This is a genomic window from Pseudomonas sp. P4_C4 (assembly GCF_056402055.1).
The window spans coordinates 19,598-34,232 of record NZ_JBFUID010000064.1; the positions used below are offsets into that span (position 1 = coordinate 19,598).

14 protein-coding genes are annotated in these 14,635 nt (G+C 54.7%); 2 read left to right on the forward strand and 12 right to left on the reverse strand.

Annotation, left to right across the window (positions count from 1 at the left end; genetic code table 11):
- The 9 genes from AC1DXW_RS25920 to AC1DXW_RS25960 all read right to left on the reverse strand — a co-directional run bounded on the left by AC1DXW_RS25920 (position 1) and on the right by AC1DXW_RS25960 (position 8,294).
- Positions 1-996: a major capsid protein gene (locus AC1DXW_RS25920; RefSeq protein ID WP_104449527.1), complete on the reverse strand. Its 996-nt coding sequence runs from the start codon at positions 994-996 to the stop codon at positions 1-3.
- A 62-nt stretch (positions 997-1,058) separates the two neighbouring features.
- Positions 1,059-1,403, reverse strand: coding sequence for a head decoration protein (locus AC1DXW_RS25925; RefSeq protein ID WP_477760630.1), 345 nt, complete (start codon positions 1,401-1,403; stop codon positions 1,059-1,061).
- Positions 1,400-2,548 (reverse strand): head maturation protease, ClpP-related, encoded by a 1,149-nt coding sequence (locus AC1DXW_RS25930; RefSeq protein WP_477755911.1) that lies wholly within the window; start codon positions 2,546-2,548, stop codon positions 1,400-1,402. Before AC1DXW_RS25930 ends, AC1DXW_RS25925 begins: the two co-directional genes overlap by 4 nt.
- The gene (locus AC1DXW_RS25935) at positions 2,545-4,029 is read right to left on the reverse strand and encodes a phage portal protein (RefSeq protein WP_154863025.1); all 1,485 of its coding nucleotides are present in this window, start codon (positions 4,027-4,029) and stop codon (positions 2,545-2,547) included. Before AC1DXW_RS25935 ends, AC1DXW_RS25930 begins: the two co-directional genes overlap by 4 nt.
- Positions 4,029-4,235, reverse strand: coding sequence for a phage head-tail joining protein (locus AC1DXW_RS25940; protein ID WP_027923826.1), 207 nt, complete (start codon positions 4,233-4,235; stop codon positions 4,029-4,031). Before AC1DXW_RS25940 ends, AC1DXW_RS25935 begins: the two co-directional genes overlap by 1 nt.
- A 53-nt stretch (positions 4,236-4,288) precedes the next feature.
- Complete coding sequence (locus tag AC1DXW_RS25945; RefSeq protein WP_477760631.1) at positions 4,289-6,298, reverse strand: phage terminase large subunit family protein; 2,010 nt, start codon at positions 6,296-6,298, stop codon at positions 4,289-4,291.
- A 3-nt stretch (positions 6,299-6,301) separates the two neighbouring features.
- Entirely contained in the window at positions 6,302-6,901 is a 600-nt protein-coding gene (locus tag AC1DXW_RS25950; protein WP_477760632.1) for a terminase small subunit, read from the reverse strand.
- Positions 6,902-7,383: 482 nt separating this feature from the next.
- On the reverse strand, positions 7,384-7,830 hold the full coding sequence (locus AC1DXW_RS25955; protein ID WP_477756301.1) for a DUF1737 domain-containing protein: 447 nt from the start codon (positions 7,828-7,830) through the stop codon (positions 7,384-7,386).
- A gap of 128 nt (positions 7,831-7,958) precedes the next feature.
- The gene (locus AC1DXW_RS25960; RefSeq protein ID WP_477756300.1) at positions 7,959-8,294 is read right to left on the reverse strand and encodes a phage holin, lambda family; all 336 of its coding nucleotides are present in this window, start codon (positions 8,292-8,294) and stop codon (positions 7,959-7,961) included.
- A 793-nt stretch (positions 8,295-9,087) separates the two neighbouring features.
- On the opposite strand from AC1DXW_RS25960, the gene AC1DXW_RS25965 reads away from it, so the two are divergent.
- Both AC1DXW_RS25965 and AC1DXW_RS25970 read left to right on the forward strand, forming a co-directional pair.
- Complete coding sequence (locus tag AC1DXW_RS25965) at positions 9,088-11,133, forward strand: hypothetical protein (RefSeq protein WP_477760633.1); 2,046 nt, start codon at positions 9,088-9,090, stop codon at positions 11,131-11,133.
- Positions 11,134-11,158: 25 nt separating this feature from the next.
- Complete coding sequence (locus tag AC1DXW_RS25970; protein WP_477760634.1) at positions 11,159-12,607, forward strand: KAP family P-loop NTPase fold protein; 1,449 nt, start codon at positions 11,159-11,161, stop codon at positions 12,605-12,607.
- Between the two features lie 263 nt (positions 12,608-12,870).
- On the opposite strand, the gene AC1DXW_RS25975 is transcribed toward AC1DXW_RS25970, so the two are convergent.
- From AC1DXW_RS25975 to AC1DXW_RS25985, 3 genes are all read right to left on the reverse strand, one after another.
- Entirely contained in the window at positions 12,871-13,260 is a 390-nt protein-coding gene (locus AC1DXW_RS25975; protein WP_477756966.1) for an antiterminator Q family protein, read from the reverse strand.
- Positions 13,261-13,264: 4 nt separating this feature from the next.
- Entirely contained in the window at positions 13,265-13,585 is a 321-nt protein-coding gene (locus AC1DXW_RS25980) for a hypothetical protein (RefSeq protein ID WP_477756965.1), read from the reverse strand.
- Positions 13,557-14,635: tyrosine-type recombinase/integrase (locus tag AC1DXW_RS25985; RefSeq protein ID WP_477760635.1), on the reverse strand; the 1,079-nt coding region annotated here is incomplete at its 5' end. The genes AC1DXW_RS25985 and AC1DXW_RS25980, both read right to left, overlap by 29 nt.

The following is a 14,635-nucleotide window of genomic DNA, read 5'->3' on the forward strand; positions in this document are numbered from 1 at the left end:
TCAGAGCGTCAGCAGGATCTGCGCCCGAGGACGCGTGCACAGGTGTAACGGGTTGGACTGGGCTTCTCCAGCCATGCCCTTGTTGAACGGCAGTGGTTCCAGCTTGCTGTAATACGGCAGGCCTTGGGTGTTGGCCGTTTCCATGTAATCCGCCGGAGCAAAACAGGAGATGTACAGCTCCGGCACACCTTCGGGAATCAACAGGGCTGTATCGTCATGAATAAACGACACGCCAGCGATGCGCCCGCGGTAGCGCTCCCAGACGATGCCACCGAGCTCGAAGCTGTCCCGCGCATCACCACGCAATTCCGCGGCCTGGATCGTATTGAGGTAGGTTTCCTCAACCGATTTGTGTGTGATCAGCTTGTTCCAGAAATTCTTGCCACAGAAGGCCCGCGCGCCCGAGCTGGTGACGCTACCCAGTTCATCGTCCTGCATGTCCAGCGCTTCGGCGCACTTGACCCGGATCTTCGTCGCCGAGTCGTTCAGGCCCATGGACAAGCTTTGTTGCTCCACACCAAACGCCTGATAAATGTTCAGCAGGACCGTCGAGCCATCCGCGTCCAGCACCAGGCCGTTCAGCGCGCCCATGCGTTGAAATTCATGGGTGGCATCGAGCTGACGCTTGGCCTTGCTCAGGCGCGTGTTCACTACGCCCTGCACGGCCTGCAACTCGGTGGTCGTACCAAAGGCGCGAATGCCCTGGATCTCGTCGGCCTTGATGGTGAAACGCTGCGGCAGGTGCACGGTGTTGAACGGAATCATCTGACGCTTGCTTGCACCCACGACCAGACCCGAGGTGCCGCGCTCACCCGCCGGCACCAGGGCCAGGGTGTTGCCGTCCTTTTCGATCTGCACGGTCAGGGTGCTGATGCCTTCCTCGCGAAACAGGCCCAGGCTGCTGATGCGGCCCGGCAAGTATTCCTGCTCATTGATCGCCGCGGTAAGCGAAGACACGGAAAAAACATCGTCGGTAAAAATGCCAATGTCGGCCATGAAGGGACTCTCCAGAAAAGCAAAACCCCGCACAAGGCGGGGTTGGGGTAAGGGGGGCTGACTTAGCGGGCTATCAAAAATTGAGCCGCCAAGGCGGCCTCCGCGTCAGCATCGAAACCGGTCAAATGCACCTCGCTGACCTCGGCCAGCCGTACCACTGCACTGGCGCGACGCTCTTCGGTCGATTCACCCAGCGGCCCGTAGAGGATGCAGGCCGCCACTTCAGTGCCATCAACGGCGGCAGGATCGTAGGGGGCAAACTCATTGGTCGCCGTGACCAACCCCAGCACCTGGCCAGCATTCAGTGCGGCACCGGCGGCCACCAGAATGGATTCACGAGAGATCTTCCCGGCCCCTTCGGAGAGCAGAAACTCGCCGGCGTGTAGCGTTTCGTACTTTACGGTCATGCTCGTGCTCCTTTTGCACTTTTGAGTTGCCCTGCATGGGCGGCCTGACGGGCCGCCCAGATCGAAGAGGGATTCGGTTGTTTCGCCAGCACCTTTGGTGCAGGGTCATCGTCGAGGGGTACGCTATTGTCGATTTCGAAACCGTTGCCACTGCTGACGATCTTGTCAAACAGCCGCGCGCGTACCGCGGACTCATCCAGCCCGGCAGCCACGTATTCGGTGCCCAGCTCTGGCAAACGTGCCGCGACACACAGGTCATGCACTGCCTTGGCCCGCGTCAGCCCCGCCAAGACGATCTCTTCGCTTTCAAGCTGGGTCGAACTGAGCAATGGCGCGACCAGGTTGCTGATCCCCGCCTCCGTGCAACGTTGAGTGATCAACAACGCCAGCTTGGCCGAGTCCATCACGGGCTTGGGTGGATCGTTTGGCGCCGGCTCCGGATCTGGCTCAGGCAACTCATCGAGCTGGGCCAGCAATTCAGCTGGGGTGTGTTGATAACGCTGCATCACCCCGCCCTGCCCCAGACACGCCTTGACCGGCACCCCGTCGCCCACCTCATCGGCCAGCCCCAGAGCCACTGCCTCACTGGCTGTCAGCCAGGTTTCGGCGGCCACCAAACCCCGTAACTCCACCTCATCGATGTCCGGTGCCTTGGCCTTGTAGGCCGCGATGATCGCCTCCATGGTTTGGTCGAGGACATCCGCCACCTTGCGAAAGCTCTCGGCATCGCCGGCCGCATAGGTCCATGGGTTGTGGATCATCAGCATCGCATTGGACGCGATCACCACCTTGTGAGCACCGCACACCGCGACACTGGCCGCACTTGCAGCCAATGCATCGACACGCGCCGTGCAACGTTCGCCCAGCCGCGACAAAGTGTTGTGCATGGCCAACCCGTCGAACAGGTCGCCGCCGATGCTGTTGAACGCCGCGATCACCGGCGACACGCCATCATCGACGGCGCGCAGATCCTGCATAAACTGACTGGCCGTAATGCCCCAGGTGCCGATCTCGCCGTACACAAAGACTTCAATCAGCCGCTCGGTGGCTTCACCGCTGGCATGCACGGCGTACCAGCTTTTGTCCTGCACCGGCACCCGCTGGCCGGCCTTGTTGTAAATGCGCGGCGGCGTTTTCTTGCTCATGTCTGCTCCTTGTCGTCGAGCGCCTGGAGCAGTTCGACGAGCGTGCTGTAATTAAGACCTTTGCCCCGAGCCCGCTCGGCATCGGCGGCGTTTTCTTCGTCCACCGTTTCGGCGTCATAGCCGGTGCGCAGGACCATCTCGCTGCGCGAAGCAAAGCCGGCGTTAACTTCCATCGTGCGTGACTGAACATCCTGAACCGGATGGATGTAGGCCCAGCCTTGTGGCACCCAGCGTGTACGCAGGTACTCACGGCGTCGTTGGGCGTAGTCCGGCAACAACACGGCACCGCTGAGCACCGCCATGTCCATCCACGCGGCCCGCACCGGGCGACACAACTGGTGCACATACACACCAAATTGCAGCTGTTCCAGTCGACGCCGGAACTCAGTGAGCACCACCCGCAGCGCGCGGTCGTTCACTTCGCGCATGTCGCCAGTGAGGATCTCGTATGGCATTCCGGCGCCGGCCGCCGCCGCCATCAATTGCTGACGCATGAAATCCGGGTAGTTGTTGCCGGCATCTGGCGGTGAGGAAAACTCGACCTCCTCACCCGGCAACAACTCCTGCATGGTCCCGGGTTCCAACGCCACCATGGGCGTGAAGCCATCCGAGGCGAGATTCAGCGGCGCACCGGTCACCGGGTCTACGGGGGTCTGGATGTCATCCGGTGAAGGCTTTTTGATAAAACCGGCGAACAGGTTGGCCACCTCTTGGCGGAACAACACCGCATCGTCGTAGTTATCCAGGCTACGCAGGCGCTTGAGCACTGGTGATAAACGCGGCAGACCACGCAGCTGACCCGGTTCGACCGGCTCAAAAATGTGCAGCACCTGGCTCGCCGGTACGCGCACCAATTGGTTGTAGCCACTGTTCAACGACGAGGCATCGCCGGGATGCGAGCGATACATCCAGTACGCCACCCGGCGGCTATCCGGACTGAACTCAATGCCGGCGCGAATGACGTTGCCGTTACGGGCCATTTCGAATTTGTCGTGTGGCACAAACTCCGGTGCCAGCACCTGGAGTTGCAGCGGCACCACCAGCCCCTCATCGAGGCTGCGCGGGCGCAGGCGGACAAAACATTCGCCGGCCGTTTCCACCGTCCGCGCGATCAACGCCTGCTGTCCGTAAAAGTCGGTGAGACCATCGGCGTCGGATTCTTCGGTCCAGTCGGCCCAGAGTTCCTGCAGCAGATGCCGAAGCTCGTCATCCTGGGTTTTCGGCCGCGGCGTGATGCCAGTGCCGATCAGGTTGCTGACCCGCTTGTCGATAATGTTGAAGGCGTACGGGTCGTTGCGCACTGCCGCGCGGGAACGCGAGCGCAGGTTACGCAGCGCCGGAATGGCAATGCTGTTGAAACCGGCGTCGGGCGCATCCCAACTGGCGGAACGACGCCCTTCAGCCGCGCCTTCATAGCTAGCCTTGATGTTCGAGGGAATCAAGAATCCGCTGCGGCCCAAGGTGGGAAAGTGACGAGCCATTACAGTCCCTTGCCTCCATGGTAAAGCCGAACGATGCGCGAACGAGGTCCGGCCGCCGCGATCAACGAGCTACGAATTTCATCGCGTGCCCTGAGCAATTCGTCGATGTCGCGGTACTCGACGTTGCGATCGGCGTAACGCACGATTTTTTCGCCACGCGCAATTGCCTTCTCGACCGCATCGAGTTGCTGTTGGGTAAAGGCCATGGGGATCGCTCTAAAGTAATAAGACAACATGGGTTGCAACCGTGCGCCTTCACTCAGCGTCGTTTTTTGAGGTAGCCGCTGCTGGAGCTTCGACGCTGTGGCGGCCGTGCAATCGGCAGCGGTGCTATTACCGGCTTGGCCGGTGGCGATACGGGATCAGGCGGTTGCTGCGGAGATGGTGCCGGAGTGCGGACACGTTCGACTGCAATGGATTTTTCACCCGCAGGCGCCGCCTGCAACAGGGCGCTTCTCACTCGTTCCCAGTCGTGTTCCTTGTAGCGATTCAGACCCAGGTAATGCGCCATCGCCAGGCTGTACACCATCAAGTCGAGGGCTTCGTTGCGCTCCGCCTTGCCCTTGACCCATTCGATTTTTTTGTAGCCTTTGATGTACCGAGTCACCTTGCGCTCGGCGACGCACTGGGCGAAGAAATCATCCGGCAGGTCGTTGGCAAAGTGCAACGCGCCGGGACCGTCCTCCACCGGATAGCGGTTGTAAATCCAGTCCTTGGCCGTGTCGGTACCGATGAACCAGAGCTCGACACCTTTGCGCTCGGTCAGGCCTTTCCAGGTGACATCCATCATCGATGGCCGCTGCGCAATCACCGGCCGACCCGACTTACTCGCGCCCTTGACCGCGAAGATGTTGCGCCAGCGCCGCAGCCGGCAGAACTGGTACACCTCGTCGGTGTGGTTGCCGCCGGAGTCGATGCCGGCTGCCCGGATTGTCAGGTCCGCGCCACACGGATGCGGATAACGCGCCTTGAGTTTGTCGTCGAGCACGGACCAGGTGCGTTCGTCGGAGGGATCGCCCCAGATCACCTGATAGTCGATGATCCAGCGCTCCATGCCGGCCCCCCAACCCACCACCATGAACTCCAGCCGGTTGGCCTGGACATCGACCGCGGCTGTGAGCATCAGCACGGCGAATGGCATCGACCCCAAACCATAGGTTTCCAGGCGGGCCCGAGCCATCAGCACATCGGCTTTGGTCTGCTCTTGGGCGCTGTCCCAGACCTTGGCCAGACGGGTGTTGTAGAACACCTGCATCGGTTCAAGATCACCACGGGACATAGCTGTTTTGGCCTTCTCGAACTGCTTGGCCAGAGCTGCCCAACCGGTCCAGCCGGGCGGCGAGTACAACGCATTGAGGTTGAAGCCGACGGTTTCGCCATCACCTTGGGCATGGGCGCGCCACTCGCCCTTGGCCAACATCTCTCCCTTATGGTGCTCCTCGATCAACACATCACAGTCAGACCCGGCGCACTCGTAGTGTGCCCGTTGGCAATCCGCCGAGTAATGCAGGCGTTCCCATTCCAGGACTTGCATGTGCCCGCAATTCGGACACGGCACGTAGTAAAAACGCTGGTCGCTGGTCTCGAACAGATCAGCAATGCGCGAGGCGCCCCGGATCGTCGGCGAACTGGAAAAGTAGAACTTGGCGTTGCGGCCAAACGTACTGCCCCGGGTTTCAGCCAGCTCAATCGGGTCACCCTCCTCGCCCACGTCCACCACCCAGCGATCCACCTCATCACCGTAGATGTACCGGGCCGACAACTCCGACAGGTTCGCCGCTGAACCCGCGGTGGTGACATACAACGAACCACCTTCGAACTCTTTGGTGTCCATGGTGTTGCGCGCATCCCGCGAACGGTTCGCCGCCACGCGTTCACGTAGCACCGGGGTGGCTTTGATGGTCTTGCCGATGCGCGACGAGACTCGTTTGGCCAGCCCCAGGCTGGGCAACAGCGTGAGAATATTCGACGGTGCCATATGGATCAGGCCGCCAATCCAGTTCAAGGCGATCTGAGTTTTCATCAACTGCGAGGCCACCATGGTCACCACGCGCTTGCACGGGTGGGCCGGTGACAGGCAGCGCATGGGCTCGCGGGCATACGGTGTTCGCGCTGTGCGGTACTGTCCTGGCTCGGCAGCCCCGGCATCCCGCGGGATGCGCATGAACTCGTCAGCCCACTGATCGATCCAGACATCCGGCTCTGGTCGCAGCCCGCGGAAATACGCCTCCCGGTACACCGCTGCACCGTCGGGCATTTCCGCTGACATGGATTAGCTCGCTGCAGTCAAAGAATGGATGAGGTCTGTCGAGGACATCCGTTCGGCATCGTCCAACACCCGACGTAATGCGGCAGTGAGATGCTTCTCGATTTGCCAGTGATCACTCATGGCGGCCAATTCGGGGGCCAACTGTGGCGGCATACCCAGCAACAGATCCCGTAACATCCGCCCGGTCGTGTACGCCGCCGTTTTAACGGCCTCCAACTCGACGTGGGCGCCACGATTCTTGTGAAACTCGCTCTCGGTCAGGCGTGACTCATAAAACTCGCGATAGGCGCGCGACTCCTGAAAGTCCGGGATGCCCTCGCCGGCCAACGGAGCATGGTGCGAAATAACGGCTAAAGGCTCGTATTCGATCTGGGGGCCCGGGGTATTGCCTTCCGGCCTGCGCTGTATCCGTTCGCGCTCATGTCGCGCCGCCACATTGGCTTTGCTCGGATCCGCAGTGCTGAACAGGAGCCGGTCCGTGGCCTCGACATCCACCATGCCGTCCGCCATCAGAACCAAACGACCGCTCTTGGCCAACTTCGACACATAGGGTTTCGACCAGCCTTGGCGAGCGGCGAACTCCGCTTTGGTGAGTGCTGTCATGTCGATGCCTTACGGTTAACCCGGTGGGGCCGAGAGTTAACCGAGTAAATTAGTCGGTTAACTCCTAGGTTAACCACCTCAAGGCCAGGGCCTGCCTGGCTTTCAGCCAAATTCATGACCGTTTTTTAATCGCTTAGTTAACTCTTGGTTAACTGCCTTAGTTAACCGGGCTGAAAGCCACGGCCCGCCTGACTTTCAGCCGACTCGACAGTTGGCTGAGTTAACCAGGTTAACTCCTTAGTTAACCGCCCTGTAAGCCACAACCCATAAGGCTTTCAGCTAAGTTAACCAAGGGAGTTAACCAGTTAACTAACCCTAGAGGGGTGCCGCTAACGCGTTTGCGCGAGTCTTATGCCCCGTGTTCCTTGGAAGTTGCCAGGGTCCCCGGGCCTCTGCCGTCTGTCGAAATCACTCACTGCGTTTGAAACGGAGGCAGTCGACTAAGAGCATTACTTTGCACGATGAGATCGCTTGTTTACGGCTCATGCGGATATCGCAGCAATCTGGCGGGCAACCTCGTCATGGATCAGTTTGGCAGACCAGGTATGCGCAACGACGTCAGTGCCGGCTTCCAGCATCGCGGCATCACCTTCGACGGGAATGGCAGGCAGATCGGTCAGATCGTTGTAGCTACCGGAGAAGTCCGAAGTCCCACTGCCAATTGCGGCACGCGCAGCCGAGGCGTCAACACTGACCAGCACCGCCTTACCGACATCCGACGCGTCCGTGATGTTGTCCGAGGTGATGTCGCCCGGTGCACTGCCAACATTGCTTGATCCCTTCACTACAGCCTGAAGCACTTGAAAGCCTTCAGTGATGGAGACAGGACTACCATAAGGCTGCCAACCATCGGCGAGGGCCTGTGCCAGCTTGACCGTCAGCTCCTCGGGAGTGTTGGCGACAACGGTTTCGTATTGGGTGTAAGCCATTCTCTAAATCTCACGATTGAATGATTGAGCGGCGAGCGGCTGACATGCACGCGAATCACCACAGTGGATGTGGCTCGTGACGGCGTAGGCCAGCAGGAGCACAAGTGGCAGCGTCCAGGAGCGGCGCTTCACGGCGCCGAATCCGATTTGGGAAACTTGAAGTCAGCGAACCGATCAGCCAGATCGGCGATCTTCTTCACGCCAAGAAAACCGATGAACACCCCGGCAGCCGTGGCGAAGTTCTGCGGTAAGCCGAAGTACTCCAACAGCGGAATCAGTCCAACGGTGATCAGTGTGCAAAGCGAAGCTTCAAGCAGTGCCTGTCGCCGCGAGCCACCGCCATAAATGATCCGCAAAGCACCGACCACGAATGACAATGCTCCGGCGTAGATCGTCGACGCATGCTGTCCCAGCCACGCGAATAGGACCAACCATGTGTCTGGTTTGTCGGGCATGTTTTTCATCCGAATTCCTCCCTTTCGGGGAGCGCAATAGGTCCGGCTCCAGCAGCAGTCCCCGCTTGGAGCGATGGATGTGGCGGTACCGAAAACGAAAAACCCTGCTCGATGGCAGGGCTTGTAAAGGACACAAAAAAACCCGGCTCAATGGTCGGGCTCTTTAAAGGCGTCTCGCTGCGTTGACAGCAACACACGCTGCTATAAAAGCAAATCTATCCCGCGCGGAAAAGGCTTTTTGCAATAAAAGCGAAGCTTTACCCAAATTGGTACGGCCCTTCGAGACAGGCAGAAATCGGCCCAGATGTTGCCGGTCGCGAAACGTTGTTTACAACCCAAGATGAGCAGGAGTGTACCGATTGCGACTTGGGGCATGGAGACTCTCACGAAAATGAAGAGTCCAATTTATCGGTGGGGGCTGGCAGGCGCGAAGGCCTCCAAGAGCAGCTCGCTGTCTTCTTCCTGAGGTAGTGATTGCCTTTCTAGCTTGTCCTGAGCCTGGTAAAACAAACGTGACGTTACGAATCTGTTAGCTGCCAAGCCTAGGGGGCGTAGCGCCAAGCACTCCGAACCGGAGAACCGACCYTGACCTCTGGGGCCTACAGCTCACTCTCCATGCCCCGTTACCGAGACTGCCTTGATTTCAAGGTCTGAACTGRCCAGAGGCCACCCGAGTAGTGCTATCTTCGACAAGAGATAGCTTGGGCTTAGCTGTGACTCTGGATCGCAGGGAAATGGGTAGATCGGTTGGTCGACTAGAAACACTAAACAACATCTGCAATTTACTTATAAAGCAAGGAGCATGGCTTTGTTAGTCGCAAATGAAGGGCTCGAAATTCCTGAGGCAGCAATTAATAGCGCATTGACCAAATTATCATGGAAACTCCTAAAAAGAGAGCTTGATAAATTTCAATGGTATAGAAACCCGCTTGCATTACTAAACGCAATTATGCGGACAGAAACACTTATCAATAGACGCCCGAACGCGGAAAAAACAAGAAAGAGAAAAGAACTATTCGATGACCTCATAGCCTTCATATCTCTTAGACTTGATAAGCCTTTGCTCGACCACTTTAAGAAAATGCTTGAATTCTTTGGCATTGTAGAAACATGCTTTAGTGAAGTATTGAGTTTTGAAGGTGAGCTATCCGCTTTAAAAGATTTAAGCCCAGAAACCAGGCTATGGTCTACTATGACCTGGTTCGTAGGGGATCAAAATCATTTATATAAAAAAGTAGAAGATCAATTTGAGACAGGGACACCAGTACTTATAAACAGTCTTTCAGTAACTGATGCGTACGGTATTCCCGTAGACCCAGAAACTTATCACACGCAACAAGTCGAAGCCTTAGGCTCCGCTATATTGATGGAAGCTTATCGCAATAACTGGTTTAGCTCTGATGGGATTGTAGTAATTCCCGACCGAGTTCCTGTAGATGATGCCGAGGCATTTAAAGCCGGATCAATTCTCTATAATGCAAACATCTGGGCACTCATAGACATCCTACAAGAGCATGTGCGCTACCTAGGTAGAGAACATGATATTAAGGAGGCGCATGAATATGACAATGCCCCCGACAACTTTAAATTTGGAATTGAATTTGGGGAATCCACCGAGGCGCAAATTTTTGACTTCATCGCCGGCCAACGAAATAGCTCTAGGGAATACACAAATTTTTTCTCCATAAACAAGGATCCCACGCTTAATTCATTACTGGACGCGGCCGCAGCAATTAGTGGGTCGAAGACTGTCAAAGACCACTACCATGCTGCATCATCGCTCACTACATTACTAAGCTACAATGTACTTGAAGATGATGCGCTGTATGAAGGGTTAACTTTAAGTGACTGGATTGATGGCTTTTGCTTAATTAGAGAATTTTGTACTGCCATGCTGCCCAAAGCTTCCGAAGGAAAGCCCATGATTTCTGAACTTATCACTTTCAGTCAAGACTCCTTATTAGCTCATCTTCAATCCTCTGGAATGACCAAAGAAAAATCACTTACCTTTGTTAAAAATATAACCTTCCATCGAAAGGCAAGAGATCTTTTTGATGCGCCACTCATAAAGACATCAACAGGATTTGCAGTTCTTTACGACATCCTCAAAGGAAGCGTAATAAGCAGAGCGATCGCATCGAACATACTGAGTAGAAAAGGTGAATTTAAGCCAAAAGGAGATGGACTTGAAAACGAAGTAAAAGAGCTTTTTATCTCCCATGGGGTCGAGGCGGTAGGCTACAAAAGAAAATACCCTGAGCCAGAGGGAGAATATCAGTACGATGTTTTAGCACTATGGGATGGCAAACTATTTGTTTTAGAATGCAAGAATAGATGGCTTTGCGAAGGTCGCCCGGTTGCGATCTATAACTTCTTAAAACAAACTCGCGAAGATGTCCGCCAAGCAACAAGACTGGTAAACGGTTTAAAACTTCATCCTGAGATGGTACATGCGGCATTTGGTCGAGAAGTAAAGTACGACGAAATTATTCCGTGCGTCGTTGCTGGGCTACCATACGCGATGCCAGACCAACTAGGTGGCGTGTTTTTTACTGACATATCGATACTCACCAGATTCTTTTCAGATAGATATTTTGGCGTGGAATACTCTGATCGATCTAGAGAAGATCAACATGTAATTTACGATCAGTGGGAAACAAATGCGCCCTTAGTTTCTGACCTTATCAAAACGCTTCGTAACCCTATACAAGTAGCTATCACGAGCAGCACTCTTGGTACAAGAAATGTGGAATTTCCGGTTGGTCGATCTATCCACCTAAAGTCCTCCTACACCTACACCAAAAAGTTAAATCTAGAAGCATACCGAGACATCATAAATAGCTTGTAATTTTCGTATACTCAAGGACAACAATATGCAACAGAACAACACGGACACAAAGGGAAGCTTTTCCGTAAGATATAAAGAGTTATCCTTTGATGGGGATGAGTGGCCAAGCGGCGAAGACAAGCTCTCTAGGCGGAAAGAAATTGAAAATCTAACTCCGCTATTAATAAACGCACAAGCACCACTTGTAATATGCTTGGACGCCCCATGGGGCGCAGGAAAAACAACGTTCCTCAAGCTGTGGACACAGTACTTACGGTCACTTGAAATCAAAAGCCTATACTTAAATGCTTGGGAAAATGATTTTGCAGATGACCCCCTACTTCCACTATTAGCGACATTCGACAACTGGATGGCTGCTGAAAAAGAGGAGTCCAAAGCAAAAGTCGCTTGGAGCAAGGCCAAAAAATTTGTTCCTGACATACTCAAATCCTCTGCCGTCGCTGCGGCCAAAGCTGCATCGTTTGGTATATTAGACATAGATAAAGAATTAGAGAAACTTGCCGGAGACGTAGTCGGAGGTGCAGTCGGCGACATCGTAGATAGCTTTAATGTGAAACAAAAGTCATTAGCGCAATTTAAAGATCAGCTATCCCTAGCTCTAGAAGGTTTACCGAATAGCCAAAACAATCTAGTTATCTTTATTGACGAGCTAGATAGATGCCGCCCTACTTACGCAATTGAAATGCTGGAGCGAGTCAAGCATCTTTTTGATCTTGATCGAATCATATTCATACTTGCAATGAATCGAGATCAACTAGGTAAAGGAATCCAAGGAGTGTATGGTTCTTCGTTCAATGGCATTCAGTATTTGAAGAGATTCATCGATATTGACTACCAACTTAGAACACCATCCATTAAGGAGTATATTTCTGTCAGACTACAAGAACAGGAAGTTGTAGACTACTTTCGAGCGCGACAGGATGGACGTTATGATCTTGAACACATAACTGAACTTATGACGTATCTTTCGCTTCGGTTCGAGTATACCCCTCGCGACATTAATCAGCTGATTGGCAGACTAAAGCTTATTTTCCGCAGCATTCCTCATAATCATTACCTTGATGAGTCAATCATCGTGCCTTTGTTAGTCTTGAGGCAAGAAAACCCACAGCTTTATACTCGGTATTCAAAGGATGCATTTTGCGCCAATGATGTAATTGAGTTCTTGTCAGGGGCTCGAATTGGTGAGGGTGCGTTGGAGCATCGCATTGCTGTAATGTTCGGCTACCTATTAGGTGCTGCTAGAGACCCACACTCCAACCAAAGTCTGGAGAGCATCCTTGCGCCTTGGAAAAAATGGTCCGAGATGCTGTCAGAAGCAGCTGAAGCATCCCAACTCCGATCAGAGCTGCAAAGAACAGTCAATGTGGTGATTGAGCTTGCTACTAAAGATCGTGAATTCAGAAGTCGAAGAGGGCTTAACGAGCTAGCCTTTAAGCGTATTGAGCTAGTCGGAGAAATTAATTTCGCATAACATTCTGATGCGAGCAATGAGATATCGCYCAGTCCTTAGCGAATCAATTCCATGTTAATTTACTTCTGGAATTGAATTCGCTAAGGATATTACCCATACCGCCGAGGATCCCAGTAATACTCTACTCGGAAAACTTTCATGAGATGAATTTCCCAAAATTCCTTAGACGCATTAAGTTTGCTACTGGCCGATTTCTGCCTTTCGTCTCCGTCAATTTCGAGTCGATTGCTGCCTTTTGTGATAGGCAGTAATCGACAGATAAATTAGGCAGCTTGCCGCATTGAATGGACAGCACAATCGATCCATGCTGCCCCTGCTCTCGCCAGTTCACGCGTTTTCCCTTCGCTTATGCCGTAGTACTTGCCAACCCGGACCATGGTCCATTTGGTACCGTAGTACAGCCAAATAATATCTCCCATTTGCTGATCCCTATGCGCAAGTCTGGCCACCGCATTGTCGATGGCCATTGCCCAATCGTCGGTGATGCAATAATTTTGGCTCGGCGACACTTGCGGCATCGCCTGGCGCATCAGAGCAAAGGTCGGTGAGGTGTAATTTGGTATCCCTGCCCCGTCCATTCGCCACCATCCCCACTGTTCCAACAAGTACTCGGTGTCTCCTAATGGTCGGCCTGCCGGCTTACGAATCATCATGCATTCAATCCCCTGTGTAATTTGATCCGCCGGCACCGCGACGGTTGTTCTGTTGGTAGCACTCGGCTGGGCCAGATATCGACGAGCCCTGCTGGAGCACTGCAATTTCGCGTTGAGCCCACTGCAATTTGAAGCTCAACTGCGTCACCAATTCGTCCGAAGAAAGTACCACTCTGCTACCCAAAACTACCCAACCGGAGCCGTTGCAATCACTGCAAACCAGCTCATAAAAAACGCCCTGCACCACCGCTTTTCCTTTGCAGGCCGGGCAAGGCTCCAGCTCGATCCGCTCTCTCTTAAAACCGAAGCCTTGCCCTTTTTTCATGTTTCAAATCCTCGCCTATGGTTGATTCTTGAGTGGCCGTGCAGCCCTTATTCTCTGTGGCTTCCAGCGCATTACCGGAATCTCCAGATCTAACGTTGGTCAACATATGAATCTGCTCAAATCCCTTCTGATCTAGATGCGCGTGCCACTGCTCCAGGGCATCACGCTTGCGCCCCATCACGTCCGACTGGATGTACACCTTCACGTTGTGACCCATCGCGTGGTTGATCAGCAGCTCACCAATCAGGTGGTCAATGCCGAGGTCGGCCCAGCCGGTACGTGCCAACTTGCGCAAGTCGTGACTGGTCCACTCGCCCTGCCCCAGCCGAACGAATACGGCACTCGCCTGCCCTTCACTGAGTGCCTTGCCGTTACGAGACGGGAACAGGAATTGACCGTAATACCCTTTGGCCCGCTGAATCTCGCGATAGCTGATGAGCACCTTGCGCACCTGCTCAGTCAACGGCAGGCGATGCTCGACGCCGGTCTTGGTGTGCTCGGCAGGAATGAACCACTCGCGCTCGGCCAGGCTGATGTGTGACCAGCGTGCCTGCCGGGTTTCGCCGATCCGCGTGCCGTGGCAGAGCATCAGCAACGCCAACAGACCATCCCCCGGGTTGTTCGCCATCGCACCGAGCAAGCGCGTCATCAGGTCTTGCAGCTGGGTGCCGCGCAACCGAGACGGCTTGATGCCGATCTTGGCCTTGGAGAAGTCATTGAACTTGATGGCCATCATCGGGTTTGACGAAATCAGACCCAGCTTGAACGCCTGCCGAAAGGACAGGGCCAGCAACTGGAACACCGAACGTACGTAGTCGATGGAAATGCTTTCTTGCAGCGGCCACATCAGGTCGCTGTCGAGGGTGGCCTTGTCGATATCGGTCAGTGGCAGATCACCGAGGCGCGGCATGAGGTGGCACTTGATCATCGAGGCGCCGGTCTTCTTGCGCTTCTCGGACAAGCTGCGATCACGCGCCATGCGCTCGGCGTACCAGGTCAGCAACTCACCGGTCGTGACCCACTTCGAAACGGTCGAACCTTCTTCGGCAG